This window comes from Niallia sp. HCP3S3_B10 (assembly GCF_052064465.1).
GTDB classification, from domain to species: domain Bacteria; phylum Bacillota; class Bacilli; order Bacillales; family Cytobacillaceae; genus Niallia; species Niallia hominis.
Genome location: NZ_JBQHVO010000002.1, coordinates 1 through 24,782, shown reverse-complemented (window position 1 = coordinate 24,782; position 24,782 = coordinate 1). Strand labels below are relative to the sequence as shown.

25 protein-coding genes and 1 riboswitch are annotated in these 24,782 nt (G+C 34.3%); of the genes, 5 read left to right on the top strand and 20 right to left on the bottom strand.

From position 1 onward, the window contains the following. Nucleotide 1 precedes the first annotated feature (1 nt). The 3 genes from ACTNDN_RS01675 to ACTNDN_RS01665 are packed head-to-tail and all read right to left on the bottom strand — an operon-like array spanning nucleotide 2 to nucleotide 3,460. Nucleotides 2-1,543, bottom strand: coding sequence for an extracellular solute-binding protein (locus ACTNDN_RS01675; protein WP_031538750.1), 1,542 nt, complete (start codon nucleotides 1,541-1,543; stop codon nucleotides 2-4). A gap of 17 nt (nucleotides 1,544-1,560) precedes the next feature. After that, a complete protein-coding gene (locus tag ACTNDN_RS01670; RefSeq protein ID WP_051640992.1) occupies nucleotides 1,561-2,481 on the bottom strand; it encodes a carbohydrate ABC transporter permease in 921 nt (306 codons plus the stop codon). A 16-nt stretch (nucleotides 2,482-2,497) separates the two neighbouring features. After that, the gene (locus ACTNDN_RS01665) at nucleotides 2,498-3,460 is read right to left on the bottom strand and encodes an ABC transporter permease (RefSeq protein ID WP_197030897.1); all 963 of its coding nucleotides are present in this window, start codon (nucleotides 3,458-3,460) and stop codon (nucleotides 2,498-2,500) included. Nucleotides 3,461-3,697: 237 nt separating this feature from the next. Between ACTNDN_RS01665 and ACTNDN_RS01660 the strand changes: the two genes are divergently transcribed. Continuing rightward, nucleotides 3,698-5,404: a sensor histidine kinase gene (locus ACTNDN_RS01660; protein ID WP_235252542.1), complete on the top strand. Its 1,707-nt coding sequence runs from the start codon at nucleotides 3,698-3,700 to the stop codon at nucleotides 5,402-5,404. A 3-nt stretch (nucleotides 5,405-5,407) separates the two neighbouring features. After that, nucleotides 5,408-7,030, top strand: coding sequence for a response regulator transcription factor (locus ACTNDN_RS01655; protein WP_031538758.1), 1,623 nt, complete (start codon nucleotides 5,408-5,410; stop codon nucleotides 7,028-7,030). A 79-nt stretch (nucleotides 7,031-7,109) separates the two neighbouring features. On the opposite strand, the gene pdxA is transcribed toward ACTNDN_RS01655, so the two are convergent. From pdxA to ACTNDN_RS01625, 6 genes are all read right to left on the bottom strand, one after another. Beyond that, entirely contained in the window at nucleotides 7,110-8,114 is a 1,005-nt protein-coding gene (gene pdxA / locus ACTNDN_RS01650) for a 4-hydroxythreonine-4-phosphate dehydrogenase PdxA (RefSeq protein WP_031538760.1), read from the bottom strand. After that, entirely contained in the window at nucleotides 8,111-9,421 is a 1,311-nt protein-coding gene (locus ACTNDN_RS01645) for a four-carbon acid sugar kinase family protein (RefSeq protein WP_441130580.1), read from the bottom strand. The genes pdxA and ACTNDN_RS01645 overlap by 4 nt, the downstream gene beginning before the upstream one ends. Nucleotides 9,422-9,430: 9 nt before the next feature. Next, the gene (locus tag ACTNDN_RS01640) at nucleotides 9,431-10,414 is read right to left on the bottom strand and encodes a 2-keto-3-deoxygluconate permease (RefSeq protein WP_235252537.1); all 984 of its coding nucleotides are present in this window, start codon (nucleotides 10,412-10,414) and stop codon (nucleotides 9,431-9,433) included. Between the two features lie 149 nt (nucleotides 10,415-10,563). Further along, nucleotides 10,564-12,261 (bottom strand): sigma-54-dependent transcriptional regulator, encoded by a 1,698-nt coding sequence (locus ACTNDN_RS01635; RefSeq protein ID WP_031538765.1) that lies wholly within the window; start codon nucleotides 12,259-12,261, stop codon nucleotides 10,564-10,566. Nucleotides 12,262-12,436: 175 nt separating this feature from the next. Then, nucleotides 12,437-12,961: an NADPH-dependent FMN reductase gene (locus ACTNDN_RS01630; RefSeq protein WP_031538767.1), complete on the bottom strand. Its 525-nt coding sequence runs from the start codon at nucleotides 12,959-12,961 to the stop codon at nucleotides 12,437-12,439. Between the two features lie 50 nt (nucleotides 12,962-13,011). Further along, a complete protein-coding gene (locus tag ACTNDN_RS01625; RefSeq protein ID WP_031538768.1) occupies nucleotides 13,012-13,632 on the bottom strand; it encodes a superoxide dismutase in 621 nt (206 codons plus the stop codon). A gap of 236 nt (nucleotides 13,633-13,868) precedes the next feature. Here ACTNDN_RS01625 and ACTNDN_RS01620 point away from each other — a divergent pair, with 236 nt between their 5' ends. After that, nucleotides 13,869-14,501: a helix-turn-helix transcriptional regulator gene (locus ACTNDN_RS01620; RefSeq protein ID WP_035416586.1), complete on the top strand. Its 633-nt coding sequence runs from the start codon at nucleotides 13,869-13,871 to the stop codon at nucleotides 14,499-14,501. A 65-nt stretch (nucleotides 14,502-14,566) separates the two neighbouring features. Here ACTNDN_RS01620 and ACTNDN_RS01615 read toward each other — a convergent pair whose 3' ends face one another. The 3 genes from ACTNDN_RS01615 to ACTNDN_RS01605 form a co-directional block, all read right to left on the bottom strand. Then, entirely contained in the window at nucleotides 14,567-14,812 is a 246-nt protein-coding gene (locus ACTNDN_RS01615) for a DUF1450 domain-containing protein (protein WP_031538771.1), read from the bottom strand. Between the two features lie 329 nt (nucleotides 14,813-15,141). Continuing rightward, nucleotides 15,142-15,345: a hypothetical protein gene (locus ACTNDN_RS01610; RefSeq protein WP_031538773.1), complete on the bottom strand. Its 204-nt coding sequence runs from the start codon at nucleotides 15,343-15,345 to the stop codon at nucleotides 15,142-15,144. Between the two features lie 343 nt (nucleotides 15,346-15,688). Then, complete coding sequence (locus ACTNDN_RS01605) at nucleotides 15,689-16,165, bottom strand: methylated-DNA--[protein]-cysteine S-methyltransferase (RefSeq protein WP_031538775.1); 477 nt, start codon at nucleotides 16,163-16,165, stop codon at nucleotides 15,689-15,691. Between the two features lie 235 nt (nucleotides 16,166-16,400). Between ACTNDN_RS01605 and ACTNDN_RS01600 the strand changes: the two genes are divergently transcribed. Beyond that, a complete protein-coding gene (locus tag ACTNDN_RS01600; protein WP_441130759.1) occupies nucleotides 16,401-17,816 on the top strand; it encodes an L-cystine transporter in 1,416 nt (471 codons plus the stop codon). A gap of 155 nt (nucleotides 17,817-17,971) precedes the next feature. Here ACTNDN_RS01600 and folE read toward each other — a convergent pair whose 3' ends face one another. The 5 genes from folE to ACTNDN_RS01575 all read right to left on the bottom strand — a co-directional run bounded on the left by folE (nucleotide 17,972) and on the right by ACTNDN_RS01575 (nucleotide 21,560). Beyond that, complete coding sequence (gene folE, locus ACTNDN_RS01595) at nucleotides 17,972-18,535, bottom strand: GTP cyclohydrolase I FolE (protein ID WP_441130576.1); 564 nt, start codon at nucleotides 18,533-18,535, stop codon at nucleotides 17,972-17,974. Nucleotides 18,536-18,567: 32 nt separating this feature from the next. Then, complete coding sequence (gene queE / locus ACTNDN_RS01590; protein WP_031538782.1) at nucleotides 18,568-19,296, bottom strand: 7-carboxy-7-deazaguanine synthase QueE; 729 nt, start codon at nucleotides 19,294-19,296, stop codon at nucleotides 18,568-18,570. Further along, complete coding sequence (gene queD, locus ACTNDN_RS01585; protein ID WP_031538783.1) at nucleotides 19,293-19,772, bottom strand: 6-carboxytetrahydropterin synthase QueD; 480 nt, start codon at nucleotides 19,770-19,772, stop codon at nucleotides 19,293-19,295. The genes queE and queD overlap by 4 nt, the downstream gene beginning before the upstream one ends. 4 nt (nucleotides 19,773-19,776) lie before the next feature. Beyond that, entirely contained in the window at nucleotides 19,777-20,454 is a 678-nt protein-coding gene (gene queC, locus ACTNDN_RS01580; RefSeq protein ID WP_441130574.1) for a 7-cyano-7-deazaguanine synthase QueC, read from the bottom strand. Between the two features lie 35 nt (nucleotides 20,455-20,489). Beyond that, nucleotides 20,490-20,532, bottom strand: a riboswitch (PreQ1 riboswitch). A gap of 110 nt (nucleotides 20,533-20,642) precedes the next feature. Next, nucleotides 20,643-21,560, bottom strand: a complete 918-nt coding sequence (locus ACTNDN_RS01575; RefSeq protein WP_251629826.1) for a CPBP family intramembrane glutamic endopeptidase — start codon at nucleotides 21,558-21,560, stop codon at nucleotides 20,643-20,645. A 232-nt stretch (nucleotides 21,561-21,792) separates the two neighbouring features. Between ACTNDN_RS01575 and ACTNDN_RS01570 the strand changes: the two genes are divergently transcribed. Beyond that, a complete protein-coding gene (locus ACTNDN_RS01570) occupies nucleotides 21,793-22,005 on the top strand; it encodes a helix-turn-helix transcriptional regulator (RefSeq protein ID WP_031538788.1) in 213 nt (70 codons plus the stop codon). 81 nt (nucleotides 22,006-22,086) lie between these two features. Here ACTNDN_RS01570 and ACTNDN_RS01565 read toward each other — a convergent pair whose 3' ends face one another. The 3 genes from ACTNDN_RS01565 to ACTNDN_RS01555 form a co-directional block, all read right to left on the bottom strand. Further along, on the bottom strand, nucleotides 22,087-22,944 hold the full coding sequence (locus ACTNDN_RS01565) for a GNAT family N-acetyltransferase (RefSeq protein ID WP_441130571.1): 858 nt from the start codon (nucleotides 22,942-22,944) through the stop codon (nucleotides 22,087-22,089). A 197-nt stretch (nucleotides 22,945-23,141) separates the two neighbouring features. After that, nucleotides 23,142-23,840, bottom strand: a complete 699-nt coding sequence (locus ACTNDN_RS01560; protein WP_441130570.1) for an SDR family oxidoreductase — start codon at nucleotides 23,838-23,840, stop codon at nucleotides 23,142-23,144. Between the two features lie 49 nt (nucleotides 23,841-23,889). Next, nucleotides 23,890-24,264 (bottom strand): hypothetical protein, encoded by a 375-nt coding sequence (locus ACTNDN_RS01555; RefSeq protein WP_441130569.1) that lies wholly within the window; start codon nucleotides 24,262-24,264, stop codon nucleotides 23,890-23,892. Nucleotides 24,265-24,782: the final 518 nt, after the last annotated feature.

Sequence of the window (24,782 nt, the reverse complement as noted above, 5' to 3'; positions counted from 1 at the left end):
TCTACTTTAATGATTCCTGATATCTGTTAAATGCAGTATTTTGGATTTCCATAAACTCACCGTAACCCATTTTTTCTAGTTGCCTTATATAATCATCCCATTCTTTTTCTACTCCACCTTCTACAACCCATTTAGATTGCATGGAATTCACATAGGAAGTTAAGTCTACATTCAACGTATTTAAACGTTGCATTTCATCTGCTGTAAAGCTTACTGTTGGAAATTGCTCTCTTGCGTATTCGCTTATTTTTTTATCAAGTTCTAGCTTTAATCCATCCCCACTATCAGTTGGCAAAGTTACCTTTTCATTAAATCCATCTTCAATATATTTAGGACCAAAATCACGGAATGAATTAGTCCAAGCAAAAATATCTGCTGATTCTCCTTCAGGTGCATTCAATACTTGATACGTCCCATCATCATTTTTCTCTACCCCAATGCCAAATGATCCATAAAAAGTTTGAATACTAGCATCCTCTGTATAAAATTTATCTGCCCATTGTAATAATTTTGCTGGATCCTTGGCTTGAGTCGTAATAAGTAGTTCATTTCTCGAATAGGTTTCCGTATCAGAAATTACGTATCTTTCTCCATCAGGACCTTTAAGCGGCGCCAATGGAACATATTCCTTGGCATTTGGACCAAATACAGCATCTGGTGTCCATCCAAAGGCGACTCCTACTAATGAACCGTTTTCATCTTTACGTTTTGCTTCTGCCATTGAATCATCCTGTGTAAACAATTCTTGATCGATTAAGCCATCCTTGTATGCTTTATTCATCCATGCAATTCCCTCTTTATATTCTTCCTGTGTAGGAATGTAAGAAGGCTTTCCATCCTTTAAAGTCATTAGACCAGCTTTATCATTTCCTTTCGTTACGCCAAATGGCAATATAAACCCATAAATATTCCCTCCATAAGGAATTTCATCATTTAAATCTCCATTTCCATTTGCATCCTTTTCCTTAAATGCTTTTAGAACATTATAAAAATCTTCATACGTATCTGGCATTTCCAAGCCTAAATTATCTAACCATTTTTGATTAATAAATAGCTGATTTCCTGTTAACGGTCTTAAAGGCAATTTCTTAGGCAAGCTATAAATATGGCCATCAGGAGAGGTAACTAGAGCTCGTAATGATGGCTCTGTCTCAAATGCCGCCATTAGATTCGGCATATTTTCTGCAATTAAATCCTCTAATGGAATAAAAAGACTTTGGTTTTGGGCAATATCCCCATCACTTAAAGCTAACGATCCCCAAAATGCATCTGGTAAATCTCCACCTGCCATCAGTACTGATTTCTTATCTCCCCATTCGGAATTTAAATAGATGTCCCAATCGACTTTAATTCCAGCTTCTTTTTCTGTATCTTCTACAAAGCCTTTAAGAAAATCATCGCCCCAGTCTGCCCAACGAACGGTTGCAATTCGATATTCCCCATCTTCCTTTTCTTTGGTGCTCGTGTTAGCATTGCTACAGCCAACAATTAAACTACTTGTTAAAACAACACTTAGTAACCCTTTCCAGCTTCTCTTTATCATTGCTATTCCCCTTTCTATTACTCTTTTATAGAACCAACCATGACACCTTGATTAAAATATTTTTGCAAAAATGGATATAAACACATAATAGGTGCAGTTGATACAACTATCGCTGCATACTTCATCATTTCGGATAATCTTCTTAATTCTGATGCCAGTTCCCCAGATGCAGTACCAAGCAAAGATTCATTGGAAATTAGAATCCTTCTCAAAACTAATTGAAGCGGCTGCAAATCTTCATTGGAAATATAAATCAGTGCATTAAACCATGAATTCCAAATACCAACGGCAGTCCACAAACCAATTACAGCTAAAATAGCTTTTGATAATGGCAGTACTATCGTTAAAAAATATCTGATTGTTCCACATCCATCAATTTGCGCTGCCTCCCACAACGTATCCGGTATACTATTTTTAAAAAAAGTTCTAGCGATGATTATATTAAAAGAGGACACAGCAAAAGGTAATACCATTACCCAAAAGGTATCAAGTAACCCAAATCCTTTTATAACTAGATAAGTTGGTACCAATCCTCCACTTACAAACATAGGAATAAGTATAAAAATAGATAGCCACTTTTTCCCGAATAAATCAGCCCTTGATAAAGCATATCCTGCAGGAATATTAACGATTAAAGCGATAATCGTCCCCACAACCGTGTAAATAATTGTATTCAAATAAGATCTCCAAATAATTTCCTGCTTAAATAATTCAATATAGCCATCTACCTTCCACTCTTTTGGCCAAAACCATACGTTTCCATTTGTAACATCTGTTGGATTACTAAAGGAAGCGATAATAATAAACCATAAAGGATACACAATCATTAAAATCATTAAAATAGCAGTCGTATAGACAGCAATGTCAAACAAGCGATCATTCCAACTTTTTTTCTTTTGTGATTTTTTATTAAATTTTTGAATAAGTGTTCCTTCCAAGACTGAGGCCTCCTTCCTATAATAAACTTGTTTTTGTTAGTTTCTTGGATAGCCAATTTACAAGAAGTAAAATGATAACATTTACTACGGTATTAAATAAACCAATCGCAGTTGATAAGCTATATTGAAAGTTTTGCATCCCTACCTTATAAACATAGGTTGAAATAACCTCACTTCCAGTTAAATTCAATGGATTTTGTAATAATAAAACTTTTTCAAAACCTACACTTAAAAGACTTCCAGCACGCAAGATTAATAAAATCATAGCCGTAGGCATAATAAGTGGTAAGTCTATATGGATAATTTTCTGTAGGCGGCTTGCACCATCCATCGTTGCAGCCTCGTAATAGGTAGGATCAATAGCTGACAATGCTGCCAGAAAAATAATACTATCCCATCCTAAATGCTGCCATACATCACTCCATACATATACACTACTGAAAAGTGTCGGTTTAGATAGAAGATTCGGCATTTCCATCCCAAATATAGATAAAATATTGGCTATAAGCCCAGTGCTCGGTGATAGAAAAATTAATATCATACCACACATTACCATCGTTGAAATAAAATGAGGCAAGTAAGTGGTAACTTGAAAGAATTTTTTAAACATTCCAATCCGCATTTGGTTACAGAGAATAGCTAATGCAATCGGAAGTGGAAACCCTACAAAAAGACTATACAAACTAATATATAATGTGTTTTTTAGCGTTAAACCAAATTGATAGGAATGAAAGTACTGTATAAAATGCTTCATTCCTACCCACGGGCTATTCCAAATCCCGAGTGCAGGAGAATAATCCTTGAACGCCATGATAATTCCATACATAGGGATATACGTAAAACAAATTAATAGAATGAGAGTGGGCAGAAGTAATACATATAATGGAAGACTTTTTTTCATCCGCTTTAAATAATTTCTCTTATTTGGAAAATCAGGTGTGATTTGCGTGTTTTTTTCCACAGCAATCGTACTTTTCAACTCTACCACCTCCTTTATTTGTTATAATCATTATATGAAAGCGCATTCAATAAAAATAGAGCTAATCCGACCTGAAATAATACTAATTAGGACAGATTTTCTTCTTATTTCTCTATTCCACACTAAGAAATAGCAGTATTCCGTTGTATTTCAGTTATTTTCCTTTTTCAAAACGGAATATTGCTAGAAAAAGTGTATTACGTTTATATAATGAAAATAAGCATTGGAGATGAGTAAATGATACGTTCCATTGATAAGAACCCATCCCGCTCTATAAATTACTATTTAAAAGTACTTTTAATCATTATGGTAATTATCTTACTAATAAACATGTTTATTAGTATGTTAACAATCTCTATTACAAGGAAACAAAGCATTGATACCATTACGAATTCCGTCAAATTTTATATAGAAAATGTTCGCTCCAATTTAAACGCGATAGACCACTTTATGATTTGGACAGTAGTACACGAACCAATAATTGAAGAAATGGAAGAGAATATGGATATGGACGTTTTCCCACAAAATTTAAGTAATTTTCGAACAAGAGTAAATGACTTTCAATACTCGATTGGAAAAGAGTTTCAGTTCTTTCTTGGTCTCAAAAAAGAATCGTTTTTTTCTAACGCTTCACCTATAGAACTACCTTATCAAGATTATCTACAAGCAAAGAATTACTTTTTCTCTAAAAATGATGCGCTACATACATATGAAATATTTAGTACATGGAAAACGATAAAAATAAACGAAACTTTTTATTTTTATCATCTATTAAGCTATGATAATCGAATTTTCGTTTGTTTAGTGTCTGCAGAAGATCTATTAAAACCTTTAAATGGCTTTAACTTAGGGAGTAATGGTTCCATCGTCATGAAACAAGAGGGAAAAACGATAATAACAACTGATCAACAAATGGCAAAAGATGAAGCGGCATCCTCTCCCTTTTTTACAAGCAAGTTACTATTTGAAGAAAAGAATATACTACTGCCGTTTAGCTTACAAATAAACGTAGATCATTTCGGTGCCTTTAAACATGTAGTTATCACACAAGTCCTCTTAATTCTTGCAACTATCGTTATTAGCATTATCTTATTTTTTATTTTTCTCTATATAAAAAATCGTTTAATCTTTCCTATTCAAAAGTTTTCTAAAAATCTATCTGAGCTAAACAATAGTAACGGTACGATTAATTTTGAAAGCAACAGCATTATCGAACTAGAGCAGGCTAATACACAATTCAAGAACCTAATGCAAGAAATAAAAAAATTAAAAATTAATATTTATGAGCAAGAGCTGGAAAAGAAAAGAATAGAGATGGATTTTTTACGATTACAGATTAAACCACATTTCTATATCAATTGTTTATCAAGTATTCATAGTATGGCAGAACTGCATATGTTTGCCGAAATCAAGAAAATGTCTATTGCGACATCCCGTTACTTTCGATACCTTTTTCAAACAAATGATCACCTTGTTTCGTTAAAAAAAGAGCTTGATCATATTAGCGATTATCTTTCTATTCAACAATTATTACATGGTCCTACTTTTCATTATGAAACATCCATTCAACTAAACATAGAGGAGATGCAAATACCTCCGTTGATTCTGCAAACTTTTATTGAAAATAGTATCAAGTATGGATTTTCTGATATAAATTATGAGGAAACTCTAATCATTTCACTAAGTATTACCCCTGCAAAAGACGAACAAAAATTGAACATTACCATAAAAGATAATGGGCCTGGTTATCCATTAGATATACTGAACAAACTTCAAAATCAACTACCCCTATCAGAAGTTAATGGAAAACAAATCGGAATAAATAATGTCATCCAAAGACTTCAAATGTTTTATGGAAATAGCTTTTCTATATCCTTTTCAAATGGAATAAATGATGGAGCTTTTGTTCAATTAGTTATACCAAAACAATTACTGGAGGAATAAAAAATGAATGTCTTAATAGTAGATGATGATCGATTTCTCGTTAAGTTATTGAAGGAAAAAGTTAACTGGGGAACTCTAGGGATTGAACAAGTTTATACTGCTCATAATATTCGCCAAGCAAAGAATATCTTTATTAATGAGAACATCCACTTGCTTATTTCAGATATAGAAATGCCATACGGTAGCGGTCTTGAATTATTAGCATGGGTCCGACAAGAAGGATATTCGATACAAACAATTTTTTTAACAAATTTTGCTGATTTTCATTATGCCCAAAAGGCCATTGAACTTCAGAGCTTTGAATACTATTTAAAGCCAATAGAAATCGATAAATTAGAGTTTAGTATTTTGAAAGCGATAAAAAAAATAAAAATAAGGCAGCAAAGCGAAGAGGCTATCCAAGTTGGCCAGTATTGGCAACAAAATAAACAAAAACTAGTGGATCATTTTTGGAGTTCCTATTTAAGTAATCCAAAATGGCTTAAAGCAGAACTGGAAGAACAATTACTAAAAAATCATTTAAGTTATTCCCCAGATGACTGCTTTTTGCCAATTCTATTAAACATATTTCCATATAAGATTTCGTTAAAAGAGAAAATACCTCCTATTTTAGAAATAGATGAAAACTTGGTCTTAAAATTAAACGTCCATTTAGAAGAATCCTTTAAGGAAACCCCTTTTTCTTTGGAAAGTATTGTTGGATTAGATATTAATAAAGAAAAATATGTACTTCTTATAAAAAATTCCAAGGAGCATTTCGATTATCAGTCATTCATTGCATTATGCCAGAACTTAATCCAGACTCTGCGAAATGATTTGTTAATAGATACTCGCTTTAGTTTTTGTTTTTCTACACCTTTAGAAAAACTTCACAAAGCAGTAAAACAACTACAACAAAAAAGCGAGGATATGATTGATTTTAGAAACACAGTTCAGTTTTTTCAATCTTATGAAAAGAAAACAAATCCGTATACAGAACCTAATTTGGACATTTGGGAAAAACATCTTCAAAACGGTAATAAACAAATGTTTCTAAATAAATGTGAACAATATTTAATTTACTTAAAAGATACCAATAATCTTAACCTTAATGTATTACACAATTTCCGATTAGACATCACTCAATTATTGTTTACTCATTTAAAAAAGCAGGAAGTGCTCGCTCACAAATTATTTGATGGAAATACGAATAACCTACTACAGACTCAATCATTACGTTCCATTGATGATATGATGATTTATATTACCTATTTAGCAGATACTTCACTCCATTATTTAGACTTTATTCATTCACAGAAATCTGTTGTAAATACCATTTGCGATTATATTGATGCACATTATCATGAAAATATCACAAGAGATAGCATTGCAAAAATTGTGTACTTAAGTCCAGATTATATTGCAAGAATTTTCAAGAAAGAAAAGGGCCTCTCTCTTGTCAACTATATCATTAAAAAAAGAGTAGAACTCGCTAAGACGTTACTCATTCAAACAACCTTGCCAGTTCATATCATCTCCGATAAAGTTGGTTATGGGAATTACTCTTACTTTACTAAACTGTTTAAAAAAGAGACAAACTATACTCCTTTTGAATATCGACGTAAAGAAAAAGCCTCCACTCATTAGAGTGTGAGGCCAAATTTATTTATCTCAAAAAAACTTGACTATCTACATCTTCTTTACCAGATTATAGAGACTACTTTGATCACAACTTAGGAGCTAATTCAACAGCCTGACGCATTGCTTCCATTAAGCTTTTTTCATCCGCAATCCCCTTACCTGCAATGTCAAATGCTGTCCCGTGGTCCACACTTGTTCGAATAATTGGCAAACCAACCGTAATATTTACTCCTGCGTCTAATCCCAATACTTTCACTGGACCATGTCCTTGGTCATGATACATTGCTACAACAATATCAAAATCTCCGCGAACTGCTCGGAAAAATAATGTATCTGCTGGAAGTGGGCCAACTGCTTCTATGCCCTCACTTTGTGCCTTCTCTACACCAGGGATTACTTTCTCTTCTTCTTCTCCATAACCAAATAATCCATTTTCACCAGCATGCGGATTTATACCACATACTGCAATTTTAGGGTTTTCAATTCCTGCTTTTTGCAACGTATCATGTGCGAGTTTAATAACATGATAAACACGTTCTGGATTTATCATTTTTACTGCATCAATAATCCCAACATGTGTTGTTACATGAATAACTTTTAGGTTAGGTGCAGAAAGCATCATAGAGAAATCTTGTGTTCCAGTAAGATCAGCTAAAATTTCTGTATGACCTGGATATTTATGTCCACCTTTATGCAATGCCTCTTTATTTAAAGGTGCCGTGCAAATGGCGTGAATTTTCTCTTCTTTTGCAAGCTCAATTGCTTTAGCAAGATATTGAAATGCTGCATTCCCTGCTTCTGGAGATACTGTACCAATAGGAAGCGTTTCATCCAATAAATTTAGATTTAAACAATAAACTGTACCATAATGATAAGATACTTCTGCAATGTCTTCTACAGATATATTCTTTATTATCAACTCGCTATTTACAAACTGTTTTGCTCTTTCTAAAATTTTACTATCACCAATTACTAAAGGTCGGCTAATATCATACATTTCCTCTTTACCGAGACTCTTTAGAATAATCTCTGGACCAACACCTGCTGCATCTCCCATTGTTATACCTACTATTGGTTTTAATTTACTCATACTATCACCCTTCTTTTGTTAATCATAAATTCTAATGCTTTTATTAATGATTCTTCTGCCCCAAATCCACCAGCCTTAGTAACCGCCCAATAACTATTAATCTCTGTTCTAATTTTACCAAAGGGAAGTCCTGCCTCAATCTCCAAATACAATTCCATTTCCGTAACACCTAGTGCTCGACATACTGCCTTGGCTGTATCTCCACCTGTTAACACTAAACCTTTGATAGTAGGAAAAGCCTTTAATAAATGGTTTGCAATAATCCCCAAACCGTTCGATATTGCCTCACTTACATCAGTTTTACTTAAACAAAGCTTCTTACCAGCTTCTACCGCACTCGTTCTGTTAGTATCATCAGCTTCCACATAAAGCACAAAATGTTTACAGCCCTCATGTTGCTCAACTTTATTCGCAAGCTCATCCAATCTATATATTTGATTAACTAAATCAACTGGATTAATTTTCAGAAAATAGGAATTTGTAAAACTCTCAACCTTGCATAATTGCTTTTTGGTTACTTGAGATAAACTTCCTGAAACAATAAGTGTATGATTAATTTCCATTTCTTCTGTATCTTTTACAGAAGCAGAATTTAGGTTTAATATTTCTGGCAAATACTCAATTAGTCCAGCTGATCCTGCCCATACGATTGATTTATTTATCCTTACAAACAGTTCTGTGATATGGAAAAGATCCTCTTCTGTTTCCGCATCACAAACAAACCATTTATTACCTTCCTCTATCGAAGAGCGTATGATGCTATCTATCTCTTCCTTAGATTTATGCCAAATTTCCTTATTTAATAGTTTAATTTTCCTATTATTTGTTGGATTTAAGAGCTTTAGTAGATAGGATTCTTCCACTGGTGTCTTCGGATCGTTTGAAAATTCAGTTTCTGTTATGATGACACCGCCTACAAAATGATGCCCATTGATGGTTTGACGTCCCATTTTGGGATAGGCTGGAGCAATAACAATGACCTCTGGCTCATAAACAGCTTCTATCGCTGTAAGTTCAGCTTCTATGTTCCCTCTTAGCGTGGAATCAACTTTCTTATATATATGTTGATACCCTCTTTTTTTTAGAAATGTAGCAGCCTCTACTACAGACTGATATGCTTCTTCTTCGTTTTTTGCTCTGCTATCCGTATCTAATATAAGAACATCAGAATCTGCGTTTTCAGACGAATTTTTAACATCAAACACTACAGTAGTTGACAAATCTTTCATCGCCAGTTGAACACCTGAATCATTAGCGCCTGTTAAATCATCTGAAATAATGCCCATTTTATTTCTCAAGTCGAACACATCCTTACCTTACATTTTGATACCTTGTTCCTCAAATTTATATCCTTTTTTTTCTAATCTTTTCACTAAGAATCCTACATAGATTGGAAGTAGTATTGCTGTGGTCACCACAGAAGCAGCAACCTGAACTGTTGCAATATCCACCACTGATGCGAAGCTGACATTTGCAGCTGCTATTACTGCCGGAGTTGCCACCGCATTTCCAGCTGTTGAACCTTCCGCGGCTCCAACAATTGGATTCCATTTTAGAAGTTTAAATACATAATAACCAGCTGTTCCTGTTACAAAAACAGTTAATAATCCTAGAATGATTCCTGCTAAACCACCTTCTATAATGGCAGAGAAATTAATCCCCATTCCAAGAGCAAAAGCAAAGAATGGAATTAACATAGAACTTCCGCTATCTAAAAATTCTCTGATTTTATCATCTAAATTCCCTAACACCATCCCGACAACAATAGGAAGAAGCACGGAAATAAAGGAAGTAACAGAAAACAATCCATCAACAAATCCCATCGCACCAAAGATTGATAAAGCAACCATTGTTAAAAAAGGTCCATCATTAAGAGCTAAAAGTGAATAAGCTGCTCGGTCTTCTTTACTGCCGTACTGACCAACTAATGCAACAAATAATCCACCATTACTATTTGTCATTGCGGCAATAACTGCAATAGGTGCTAAACCTAACCAAAGACCATTATCTCCAGCAAATAGATACGCTAATAATCCAAAGACGGCACCAACTACCCATTTTGTTAGTAATAAAGTTGCCCCTTTCCCAACAGAAACTCCAAAAGATTTTACATTGATTTGTGCTCCAGTACATAAAAGAAATAATGCAATTAAAGTAGGTGCCCCATTAACAAATAAAGCCTCTGTAAAATTTCCAATTCTTAGAAGATTGGGAGTGAATGTATTTAACAGTGCTGCAATTAGCAACGGAACTACCATCATCCCTCCAGGAATCCGATCCAACGTTTCTTTTATCTTCATAATTTTAACACTCCTTTTAGTATGTTTCAATTTAAAACAATAAGTAATCGTTTACAATAGTAATTGTAATTGCTTTCATTTATTAACACAATGAAAATAGTATAAAACGTTGCAAAATTAAACACTAAGAACAAAAAAAAGCTGAAAATTTATTGTTTCAGCTTTCTCCATAGAGTCGTTCGATTTATCCCTAGTCTTTCTGCAACTTTTGTTTGATTATATTGCTCTTCTTCCATGACTGTATCAATAATTCTTTTTTCAATTTCTACTAAAGTACCTTGTAAAAATTCATTATCTTTACTTTCTAATTTATTTAACCTATCCCCTAAAAGCAGTTGAATTAACCTCTTCCCGATTACGAACCCCTTCTCTTCCTTTACAGCATCACGAATAAGAATATATAATTCTTCCACATTGCCTGGCCAGGTATAGGATTCCAATATCTCCATAGCATCTTCCTTTATTTTAATTGCTGAAGTTCCAAATTCCGCATGAAAAGCAGCTAAAAAAAATGCTACTAATGGCCTTATATCCTCTTTCCGCTCAGACAATGCTGGTAAATCAATACGTATGAAAACAGTATAAGAAAGAGAGTGATATATTTCAGTGTCTATCGTATCTATTGCAATAATCACTGTTATCCCCAAAGCATGTAACTTCTTTACTTTTCCAATAAATAATCTTAACTCGCTAGCATTTAACATTTCGATTTCATTAAAATATATCGATTTTATATCCGAGTCTATTTGATTTTTCATCGTAAGGAATGCAGCTGCAGATAGGATTCCTAAAAAACCAATCCCCCTATTTTTTTTGTAATGAATAAGTTTTGAAATTTGTTTTTTTCCAGTGCCCGATTTCCCTATTAGTATCCAATAATTATTATTAAGATTACTATCTATCTTATCGATACATCTCTTCATCTTCTCACTTTTAGAGATAATCACCGGTTGAGTTTGGACATCTATAATATGCAAAGGATTTTCCGGCACTAATTCATCTAATAAAGAGAATGCAAACAAATAATGATTCTCTCCCTCAAAATTTATTGGAACAATCATCTGTTTTATTCTTTTATGCTGATTCGTCTCTATTATATCTAGTTCTTCTTGAATATATTTTTTTTTATGTATCACATTTATCAATTTTTTTATTGGAACTTGCGTACGATCGAATATTGCCCAGTTTTCATAGACAATAGTCCCTTCACCATTCACTACAATAACATCCAATAATTGTCTCTCTATGGCGGTTTGCATAATAGTCATTTGCAAACGTTGCTTTCTCAGCATTCGGTAAATGCTCTTAACTTCTTTAATGGCTTCAAATATAGCTTCTCTTCCTGATTGTATCAGTATCCCTTCTAGATTATACTTAGCTGCTGCATCCCGTGTAATAACGTCCCCAATGATTAATTGATAGCCATCTATTTTCAATTGATTCACCAATGGTTCAACTTCTTTTGCATCCTCAATCGTAAATACCTCAATTGGAATTTCTAACAAATCTGTTATTGCTTTAGCTCCAATGGTAATGTTAGAGAACCCAACAATTGCTTTTTTTCCTGGATAATCATTTGCCAAGGTCAGTACGCGTAGCATATCATAGCCAGAAACATGTATATCAACAACTGGAATATTCACTTCTTGCTCTATTAATTGTGCCGTTCCCCCACGGCTTATTATTATCTCAATTCCTTGCTTTTCCGCCTCTTTTGCAATTGGAATTGCCTCCTGTAGATTCGCCAATTCAATATGCATATTAAGTTCATGATCAATTTTTATACATTCTTCCATTACATGCTCCAATGCAGGATATGGTGCAATTAATAAAGTTTTAATTTCCATCGTATTCACCTATCGTTCGTTATTACTTTATACATTGAAAGAAATAAGATTAGATGTCAAGTACCTGTTCCATAATTTAGTGGAGCTAAAACAAGCAAGAACCCTTTTAAATAATAAAAAACAGACCTACTAATATATAGCAGATCTGTCATGTGGTCATATAGATAAGCTTAAACTAGCGCTTTAAATAAACAATTTCCTCCGCTAATTTAGCCATTCGCTTTTTAACATCATCATCTGTTATTTCGTTTTCATCATCAAAATAATCATTATGCACAAAAACATTTTGTACGGTAACCAAACTTTTGAAATACGTAAGAATTGGCTTTAATTGGTATTCCATCACAAGAAAATGTTTATCTGTACCGCCTGTGATAACCATTCCTGTCACTTTTGATTTAAACGCATCTACTGGTAGATGATCAAAAAGATTCTTTAATACGCCTGTTATGGAAGCTTGATATACAGGCGTTCCTATAACAAGAGCATCTGCTGCTAATATAGTGTTTACTACTTTAATCGTATCATCATTATAATAGCTAAGTGGAGCACCGTTAACAAATTCAATCTCATACTCTCTTAAATCAATCAACTCCACTTGAACGGCTGGATCAAGCGACTTAGCTGCAACTAAAACTTCATTTACTGCTTTGGAAGTTTTTGCACCCACTAATGAGCCGGAAATTCCTACAAGCTTCATATTATCCTCCAAGCTTAAAGATAAGCATGAAACACTTAATCTTCGTTATCTTATTCGTTATTATTAGCAAATTTCCGAGCAACTACACTCCAATTAATAATAGAGAAGAAATTGGAAATGTATTCAGGTCTTCTGTTTTGATAATTTAAGTAATATGCATGCTCCCAAACATCTAAACCTAGGATTGCACGTTCTCCATCCATAATTGGATTATCTTGATTTGGTGTGCTTGTTACTTTCAAGTTACCTTCTTTGTCAACAACAAGCCATGCCCAACCAGATCCAAATCTAGTTGTAGCTGCTGCAGTAAACTGCTGTTTAAATGCATCAATGCTTCCAAATGCTTTAGTGATTGCTTCTGCTAGTTCACCAGAAGGAGCATTTTCTCCTGTAGCAGGAGCAATTACTTCCCAAAATAAAGAATGATTTAAATGACCTCCACCATTATTTCTAACCGCTGTTCTAATTTGTTCTGGGACTTCATCAAGATTACTTAATAGTTCCTCTAATGATTTTGCTTGTAATGCTTCCTGCCCTTCAAGTGCGGCATTTAAATTATTGACATATGTTTGATGATGTTTTCCGTAATGGATTTCCATTGTTTGTTGATCGATATGTGGCTCTAAAGCGTTAAATTCGTAAGATAAAGCTGGTAATGAATATGTAGTCATTTGTAATTCCTCCAATATTTTTATTTTTATACTTAACGGTTTAAAAAGTATAATTAAACAATAAACCAAGGTAAGAAAAAATGCAATCCTTTTTACTTCTGAATTTTGTAAATATATCTTTACAGACTTTGTACACATTAACTGCTTTCAACATTTTATACTATCTGGTATAATAAATTTTACTACATTTTAATTTACTTATATTTTCTCTCCAATGTATAGAATGGAGGTTTATGATGACCACTAAACAAAAAACTACAAAAGATAAAATCCTTCATTTCCTAAAAAAAGAAGGAGCTTTAACGGTAAATGAGTTTACAGATCGTTTGCAAATTACACATATGGCCGTGCGAAAGCACTTAACAATTTTAGAAAAAGATGGATTGATTCAATCAGAACTAATAAAACAGCCAATGGGACGTCCTATTCAAAGCTATACTCTGGCAGAAAGGGCAGAGTATTTTTTCCCGAAAAGCTATGAAGGAATTAGTATAGATTTATTGAATGATGTGAAAGAGCTGTATGGTGATGATTCTGTTCAGCAGCTATTTAATAAACGGGAAGAACGGCTTACAAATGAATATATCTCTCGGATGAGTGACAAGACTCCTTCTGAGAAAATGCAGGAAATGGTTGAGATTCAAAATGAAAAAGGATATATGGCAGATTTATCGAAAGTGGACGACCATACTTTTGAAATAACAGAATACAATTGTCCTATCTTAGAAGTAGCAAAGGAGTTTAAAGTAGCTTGTCGCTGTGAGACAGAAATGCTAAAAAATGTGCTAGGAACAAATACAGTAAGCAGAACATGTTGCCGTACTGAAGGAGATAACCACTGTAAATTTTTAGTGCAGTTTGTTTCTTAAAATAAGGAAAATAGAAAAGGGAAGTCTTAAGCACTATATGCTTAAAGACTTCCCTTTTTAAGATATTATGCAAAAATAGCTAATTCAGCTTCAATTTGCTTCATAATTAATTGGAGGCATTCTTCTGTGGTTTTCGCAAAAATTCTTTTTCCGTTTACAATGGCATATGGCCGTTTCGCACACATGCCACAAAATGAAAGACAGCTGCTTTCAATCACTGCCACTTCTGGATATTTTGATTCTATTATTTTTTCTAAATCTATTTCCGTAATCAGGCTTCCGTCACAAATTTCTACAACTACAATCCCCATCTTTAAAGCGCTCCTTTCTCATTTTCTGTACTAGCTATATATATATAACGATTTCACAATAGTTTCTATTAATAATAAATCATAAGAATTACTTCTTATTAATAATCTAATCCATCTGTTTTTTATACCGTATAGTATAAAAAACAAGTATATACATTTAATCACTTTCTGTATAAAAAAGCAAGAAAAGAAACTTAAGGATAACTAATCTTTTTCTTGAAAATAAAAAAACTCCTCCGTAGCTGACTTGTATGAAACAAATCAGAGATGATCTACATAAGGAGTTTCGTTTTATGCGTCTTTCCATTCCTTCTATGGAATAATTGTTCCTACCCTCCAAAAAATTTCTTTAACTTTTCCAATTCTTCTTCGCTGTAGGTTTTCGATTTATCAAAATAAGGGTTGTCTTTCAGCACATTTTTAGGGTCAAGATTTGTTTTAATCGATACACTAAGCACGTCTGAATCTTCAGCAATAACTCTGTCTGTTACGCTATCATAGTTGGATAGATTCGTTCCTTTTTGCTCTTCCATATAGTACCTCCTTTTTTCCTATAGGATTTTCTATTACCAATAATTTATGCTAAATATTATAGGTGAAAAATACTTCAAAACAGCCCTTTTCCCTCCCTTATATCAAATGGGAATATTATCCTAATTAATAATAATATTCGGAATAATTCGCTCAGGCATTCACAATATTTGCTTTTGTAATCGTTTTCAAATATAATATACATTAGGTTGGATAACATCAGTGGTTATCATCGTACGCAGCGCAGGTGGAGCTGGTACTCTTATAGAGCTTTTTTAAGTTCTAAAAAAGAAGCAGAAAATCTTCTTATTAATGGAGGATTTTCTGCTTCTTTTCTTTTCCTTATTAGATTGTTCGCTTAAATTTTTGCTCATGACTAAGCAACCATTCTTTTCTCCATAAGCCACCAGCATACCCAGTTAGGGTTCCATTTGCACCTATAATTCGGTGACAAGGAATGACAATACATAGCTTATTTTTTCCATTTGCACTTCCAACTGCTCGTACGGCCTTTTCGTTCCCTATGTTGTTGGCGATATCTTTATAGGATCCAGTACCAGCATACGGAATAGTCGTTAACGCGTCCCAAACTTGCTTTTGGAAAGGTGTCCCCCCTATTTCCATCGGGAAGGAAAAGTCACGGCGCTTCCCTTTAAAATAGTCATCTATTTGCTTGGAGCACGTAACTAATACATTTGGTGTAGATGCATTAATCAGATTTTCTGCCAGTTCTTTTTCCGAAAATAAGATAGAAGAAACAGCCTTTTCCGTTCCACTTATTTCTATTACTCCAATTGGAGAATGATAATCGATTGTATACATCCTAATCCCCCATATAGCCTTATTTGCTTTTTATTTTAACAGAAAGTTCTGTAACAAACACTATTCATCATGTATTTTATCTTCACCATATTTGCTAATTGATTAACAAGAATAAAAGCACCATATATTAAGTATCATAATTCCTCCTTTCTCAAAATTTTTATTTACAAATGTGATAAATAATGGTAGTCTTTTAAAGGATTTTATTTAATTCCTATTTAACCTATATGAATTAATAAATTTAAAGGAGGAGATTACATTGAACTTATTCACTATTTTAAACATTATCATCTTACTTATTTTACTTAGCGTTCTTTTCTACATGCAAAAGAAACATATTTCCTTTTCTAAACGTGTGTTTACAGGATTAGGACTTGGGGTTGTATTCGGAGCTATCCTGCAATTGATTTATGATCCTACTTCTGAGGTAATCACGAATACAAATGATTGGTTTGCTATAGTCGGAAGCGGATATGTAAAGCTATTACAAATGATTGTTATGCCGCTAGTCTTTATTTCGATAATTGCAGCATTCACAAAGATTGAAAAATCAGCTAATCTTAGAAAAATCAGTGGTCTTGTAATTGGAACACTATTAATTACAACAGCTATTTCTGCAGGAATTGGTATTGCCACAACAGCTGGCTTTGACCTAAAAGCAATTGATGTAAGTACTGGAGATGCAGAAATCCTTCGTGGACAGCAACTAGAAGAAACTTTAGGAGAGGTCCAAAGCACGACAGTGCCACAAAAAATTCTTAGCTTTTTACCTGCTAACCCATTTCAAGATTTAACAGGTGCTAGACCAACATCTACGATAGCAGTGGTTATATTCGCAGCATTTGTTGGAGTTGCTTTCCTTGGTATTAAAAGAAAAAATCCGGAACAGGCAGCATTTTTTCAAAAAATCGTCGAGGCTATACATACAGTTGTCATGCGAATTGTAACATTAGTGCTACGATTAACTCCATATGGAATCCTTGCATTAATGGCAAAGACTGTTGCAGGAAGTAATTTTGATGCCATTGTGAAGCTAGGTAAATTTGTTATTGCTTCATATGTTGCGTTAATTGCGATGTTTATTATTCATTTAATCATTCTTGCTATTATGGGACTAAGCCCAAAACAATATGTGAAAAAGGTTTGGCCAGTTCTTACTTTTGCCTTTACATCACGTACTAGTGCAGGGACAATGCCCTTAAACATTGAGGCACAAAAAAATAAACTAGGTGTACCTGAATCTATTGCAAACTTCTCTGCATCCTTTGGAGTATCTATTGGGCAAAATGGCTGTGCTGGAATCTATCCAGCAATGCTTGCAGTTATGATTGCACCGACACAAGGGATTAATCCTTTATCCCCTTCGTTCATCGCAACTTTAATTATTGTTGTTATGATCAGTTCTTTTGGGGTAGCTGGAGTTGGCGGAGGAGCAACATTTGCAACATTGATCGTTCTTTCTACATTAAACTTACCAGTTGCTTTAGCTGGGGTATTAATCTCTGTTGAACCATTAATTGATATGGGTCGTACTGCTTTAAACGTGAGTGGATCCATGGTTTCTGGTGTTGTAACAAGTAAAACACTTGGTGAATTAGATACAAAGCAATATCAATCTAATGATGTGGATACTTCTGGGAATATGGCATAAATGAAAAAAGCAAAGCACCTGTAAAAAAATGGCGCTTTGCTTTTTTTAACTATTTTAAGCTTGCTTAAAGTATATCCCACTGTCCCTAAAGGTTCCGTATGGTTCAACTGCTATCAGTAAGGTATAATACCCTCTATCTGATAGCAGTTTCCCTTTTATTTTATCATCGCAAAAACTTCTGCACGCTTATCACTATCTGTTTGAAAAACACCACGAACAGCAGAAGTAACTGTGCTAGCACCAGGCTTTTTCACCCCACGCATGGTCATACACATATGCTCTGCTTCCACTACAACCATCACTCCATGTGGTTCAAGTGTTTCCATCATTGTATCTGCAATCGTGGACGTAATTCTCTCTTGAAGCTGCGGACGTTTCGAAACTGCCTCGACTGCTCTTGCAAGTTTGCTTAATCCAGCGACTCTTCCTCCCTTAGGAATATAAGCTACATGTGCTTTTCCGTAAAAAGGAACTAAGTGATGCTCACACATGGAGTAAAAGGGAATATCCTTCACTAATACCAATTCTTCATGGTCTTCATGAAAAATCGTTTCAAAATATTCTTTTGGATCGATTGTAAGTCCCGAAAAAACCTCTTCATACATTTTTGCTACACGTTTTGGAGTATCCAATAATCCTTCTCTATTAGGATCCTCTCCAACCGCTTCTAATAATAAGCGAATTGCTTCCTCTATTTGAGGAATATTCATTTTACTCATTCCGTAATCCTCCTAAATGTCTTCCCGGTTGTCTACACTCCACGCTTATTTCCCCAAATATACGTATGTAGCTGTGGAAGTACCTTTACATTTTTGAACTCATGATCAAGCATTGTTTTATCAATCAGCCACTCGTATTTAGTCAGTAATTGCTGTACTAATTGCGCGTTATCGATAGTTTTATTATCTTCGTTACCAACCTGCAGGAAAAAAGGAACATCTGGATAACGTAGATGAACCTTTTTCGCATATTCATAATCTTCGTCTGAAAATACAACTACCTTTAGACTCATATAATTACTTCGATTTGCATCTCTTAATCTTTGCATAATCGCATCTAATATGTCAAAATCCGTGTTCATTTTCGAGCTAGGCGGTTTAGGTGAAATAGTTAGCTCATCAATATCCACAAACCAATCCTGCCATTTACTTCCCTGCGTTTCAAGACCGATTTTTATTCCTTTTTCTTTTAATAAATCTACCAGAAAAGAAAGATTTTTCAATAGGGCAGGATTCCCTCCAGACAGTGTTACAAATGAGAAGCCATTGCCGCCTAAGCGAACTAATTCATCCCATATTTCTTCAGCCTGCATTTGCTTAATTAGATCTTTCCCGCTTCCATCCCATGTAAAAGCAGAATCACACCAAGCACAGGAATAATCGCAACCTGCCGTTCTGACAAACATCGTTTTTTGACCAATGACCATTCCTTCTCCTTGAATCGTTGGTCCGAATATCTCCATTACAGGTACTTTACTCACTCTCCAATCCACTCCCTTCTCATTTCTGCATAACTAGTAGGAGTTTCAAAGAGACGCACAAATTCCACTCTTGCCCCATTATTTGCTTGTTTCATCTCATCCTTTTTCAATGCTTCTTCCATTTTTTCAAATATCCAATAAACAATATTTTCTGCAGTTGTATTCATTGGTGGAAGTGTTTCATTTAAATAACGATGATCCAAATAAATTTCGATTTCCTTTTTCCATATCTTCTTAATATCACCAAAATCAATCATCAATCCACGGTCATCTAAATATCCGCTAATACCGAAAACAACCTTATACGTATGTCCATGAAGATTCATGCATTTACCTTCGTAGGCATGCAAGTGATGTGATGCATCAAAGGTAAACTCTTTGCTAACCATAACGCGCTTATGATGATATTTTAATTGCTTAGAAGAAATATCCTCCCCAAACTTTTGCAATCTATCAACTATTCGAAAATCATGCATTCTCTTATACCCCCTTTCGAACAGCTAAATAATCATCCAAGCCTTTTTTACGTAGCTTACAAGCAGGACATTCTCCACAGCCATCTGCAACCATTCCGTTATAACATGTTAGTGTCTTTTCGCGAACAAATTCGAACGCACCTAACTCATCTGCAAGCCCCCATGTTTCTGCTTTATTTAACCACATTAGTGGAGTATGAATGACAAATTGATTGTCCATTGAAAGGTTTAAGGTTACATTCAATGATTTAATAAAAATGTCACGGCAGTCTGGATATCCGCTAAAATCTGTCTCACAAACGCCAGTAACAATATGCTTTGCTTGTATTTGGCTAGCTAATACACCAGCAAATGACATAAATAATAAGTTTCGTCCAGGAACAAAGGTGGAAGGCAATGCTCCATCTTTTCCTTCTTCAACTGCGATATCATCTCTTGTTAAAGCATTTGGCGCAAGCTGATTTAGCAATGACATATCAAGAATATGATGTTTAATGCCAAGCTCTTCTGTAATCTTCTTCGCACATTCAATTTCTGTAATATGTCTTTGATTGTAGTCAAACGTAACAGCTACTACTTCTTTGAAGTTTTTCATTGCCCAAAATAGACAGGTAGTGCTATCTTGACCACCACTAAATACAACAACCGCTTTTTCGTTTTTCATTTCCAAAATCTCCTTCATATAGAAAAAACAGCACTACTAAGAAAGCAGTCCTGTTTTTCTTAGTTTTTTAAAGAGGGTAGCTAGAACCTCCACCGTAATATACGGATTTTGCTATATAATTGGTTTAACTCGACTTATTATAACGTAAATTAGGCAATTATTCTATGAGAATATTACTTTTTCTCCGTATAAGATTTAAATGAACACTATGCTAATCTTTTCTTTGTATATAAATTGGTCACAATGTAGCCACAAGCAATCATTAAAGTAGCTAGTATACCTCCTTCTAGACCAAAGGAACCACCTGTTAACCAATCATTTCCCATAGAAACATCAATACCGTAAAGGCCATATGGAGTCGTTCCACTAACTGGGAAGCCAAACACATTTCCTTGGAAATAATTCCACGTTATATGATAGCCAATCGGCATCCATAGGCTTTTTGTCTTATCATACATATAGGCAAACAAGAGCCCTACTAGAAAAATATTAACAATTCCGAGGATGGCGACATTCGGATTCCACATATGTGCAATGCCAAAAATAAATGCTGAGATGATATATACGACAGTTTTAGAGTTACCGTTATCCGCAAGCGTGGACATTATATAGCCTCTAAACGTTAGTTCCTCTGAAAACCCTACTAATATAAAAAACAAAAGATAGGCTATTGTGTAAGTAGAAAAATGTGGCGAACCAATTGAATTAGCCATCTCTATATTTTTTGTGAATAATAGAATTAAAAATATAACGACGATAGACACTGCACCAAGAGCTAAACCAGTGAAAAAATCTGGAGAAAACTTTTTAAAACCCATTTCTGAAATTCTCTTCTTATTAACAAACTTCCATAAAAGAAACAAGATTGCGATACCACCGATCATCCCTATTCCCTGAGACAAAAGAGAGAGGGGAGAACCATCTAATACCTGATCAATCATTTCATCAGAAATATCAGGATTAATTTGAGATTCAATAATGACAGCTATAATCATACCTGGGGCTGAAAGAATCAATTGTGCTATCATTGTAGCCAATAAAGCTAACAAAATAATCCAACCAGATCTTATCTTACCTAACTTATTTTTGAACATATATGCCTCCATTTTTTTGGCTTTCTTCATTAAATATCCCTCTCTTCATTATATCTATTTCCACTTGGAAAATATATACTTTATCAGTTAGCAACACCATCAAAATTCTTGTCTATTATTCGGAGAATTCTACAGAATAGTGCGATAGAAACAGGAAGATTAGGCACATGTAAATTTTGCGTAGGAATGGTTAGTTAGTTTATTTTTGGGTATAGAATAATACTACTAATTAAAATATTATGAAAAGATTGGAACGATTATCATGATTCGATTTGAAAATGATATGGAACTACGAAAGTATTTAGAACAGGAATTAATCTCTACCTCAGAAGTTACCGAGCTATTAGGATGCACTCGGCAATATATCCACGAATGTGTTAAAAAAGGGATTTTAGACCCTCTAAAAGTAGGCAACAAAGAAAGGATTTATTTAAAGTCAGATATAATGGCACATATAAACAGAAAGAGAAAATGACTAATATCATTTTCTCTTTCTGAAAATCAACTCTTTTCTCCGTCTACCATTACTTCCTTTTCATCTTTTATTCTTTTATGATTATCCATAAGCCTGTGCTGCAATCGCATATAAGCAATTATTTCTTTTTGGGAATGCTTCGATATTTTTCACCATTACTGGAGGACGATTTACTATTTGAAATCCTAGCTTCTGTAGCTCTTCCATTATGGTGTTTTTTCCTTCCACTATATCTATTCTTATACTTCCTTGATTGTTTGCAATGATTGTCTTAATAAGGAGAATTGCCTGTTCATCATCTTGTGCTACAATAGGACCGATAACTAGATTACTAGGTTTTTTTACAGTAAGAGCATATCCAACCATTACTCCTTTTCTATCCTTTAGTACAAGTGAATCTTTTGCCTGTTTTATTCTGTTCTCTAGAAACAGCACTCTTGAACTTCCAAATGCTGCTTGGTCTAATACAAGCATTTCTTCTAAATCTGTTTTCACGAATTGATGTATAGTATAGCCATCTAATACAAGCTTCATTTGCTTACCTTTCCCAAGAAGCTTTGTTACATGGCTATATTCCTTAAACGATAATTTTTCATAAACAGGTCTGCCTTCTTTTGTCGCAATTAACATAAGAGCCATATTTCTTGGCAATTGGTTCATACACTGAATCAGCAACACTTTCGCTAGCCCTCTTCCTCGATAGTTCGGGTGAACAATTACCATGCCGATAGATGCTAGCTTAGCTCCATAAGGAATAATTGCAGCACAGGATACTACTTTCTTCTCTAACGTTATGTGACCAAACATAGTTCCGGAAACGAGTAGAGTTTGGATTTCTTCCAAGTCATAATCCCAGCCAACAATAGTAGCTAAAGAAAGCAAATCATTCTTATGGGATTTATTTAACTGTTGCATCGTTAATAATTCTTCGTTATTCATCAAATACTCCTTCCTTGTAAATCAACAGAAAATTATAAATAATATTTCTATTATAATAGGTAACTTCCATTAGTGGGGATTTTTTCTTTTTCATTTTAGTCAATAACACCTTTAGGAAGCTGTCCTGTTCATACAAAAAAGAATCAGAAAATCTTTGCTCCATGCAAGATTATTCTGATTCTTCCCCTACCCATCTATTAAATTTCCATTTCTTTCCCGGTAAAATCAGTAAATCCTAGCTTGCTATTTATGTCTATTTTTCCTTCTAAAATATCAAGGATACCACTTGCTGACTCTTCTGGATAGCCTGTTGCGTTGTCCCCACCCATATCTGTTTTAATCCAGCCAGGATGAACAGCATATACAGCAATGTCTTTATCTTTTACATAGCTGGATAATTGAACGGTAAACATATTTAGGGCTGCTTTCGAAATTCCATATGGAAAGTCTCCGCCATAAGCATTATGAATACTTCCGGCTTCTGAAGAGATATTAATAACTGCCTGTTTTTTCCCTTTATATAAAAGAGGTAGGAAATGTTTCATTATTCTCATAGGTCCTAATACATTGACATCCATCGTAAACTGAACCTGATTAAAATCGAGCTCTTCTATTGGCTTTCCCCGTTCTGCGAGGACTCCTGCGTTATTAATAATGCCGTCAATAGAATCAACATCTTTTACTGCTAGTTCAGCTGCTTTTGCAATCGACTCTTCATTTGTAACATCGAGAAAATATGTATACACATTGTCTGGAAATTGTTTTTTCAATCGATTGATAGGTGAATCTTCTACAACCGATCGTACCCCCGCAAGTACTGTATGTCCTCTTTCCACAGCCGTTTTAGCAAGGTGAATCCCTAATCCCCGATTAGCCCCTGTAAGAACAATTTTCATTCCATACACTCCCATTCTTATTCAACTTAACGATTTTTTCGTAAGATGCTTACCCTTTTTCTGGCTGAATTTCCGTATGAAGCGCTTTAAAAAATTGCTGTATATATTTATAACTGGAGCCGAAATCCCCTAAAGCTCCTTCCTTTGAACAATAAATATCTATTGCTGATTGCATCCCTGCTAGTTTATAAACAGTAATAATCATTAAACTAGATCCTTTGCTTAATACGATTTCACCACGATCCGTATCGATTTTTTTTAAATCCCAATTCGACATTTTTCTTTCTACTACATTTTTTATTATTTCCATCAAACGATCACGACTTTTTTTATAATAACGAGTCTTTAATTCAGGAACCTTAGGCTGTTCCTTTGTTTCCTCAAAACTTTTAAATATTCCTACAAGCACACGTGTTAAAGACAATTCTTTTTCCTCCTCAAAACAGAATCCTACTTTTCTACTAACATTTCCACTAGTATGGAAACTTCCAACTAGAACGGTTTATTCAAACTTTTTTTGGTTGCGTCAGTTAAATGTAAGAGCTTTCTTTTTGATTTTATTATATCTTATATTAGAACATCAATCTAGAACAAACTGTTTAGACATGTAATCCTTTCTATTAATATATTGTCCATTAACTAAGTATATGCCTAATGAGGCTGGGACATAAACATTTCAGCTAGCAATAAAAACAAATGATTATGTAGTTATTCCTCATAAACGTTCGTGTTTTATTTTAGAAAAAGCTTTAAAAACGAAAGTGAAATGGAGCGGAGGACGCTCGACTCCTGCGGGAAATAGAGGAAAGGCTGAGACCCCGCAGCGCAGCGAGGAGGGCACTGAAAAAGTTTAGTTCTCCAAATTAAATGAGGTTTTATTTATTTGAAAGCAAATAATAAGTTGGTTTGGAGAGGTGTCCGCTCGACTCCTACGGGAGATGC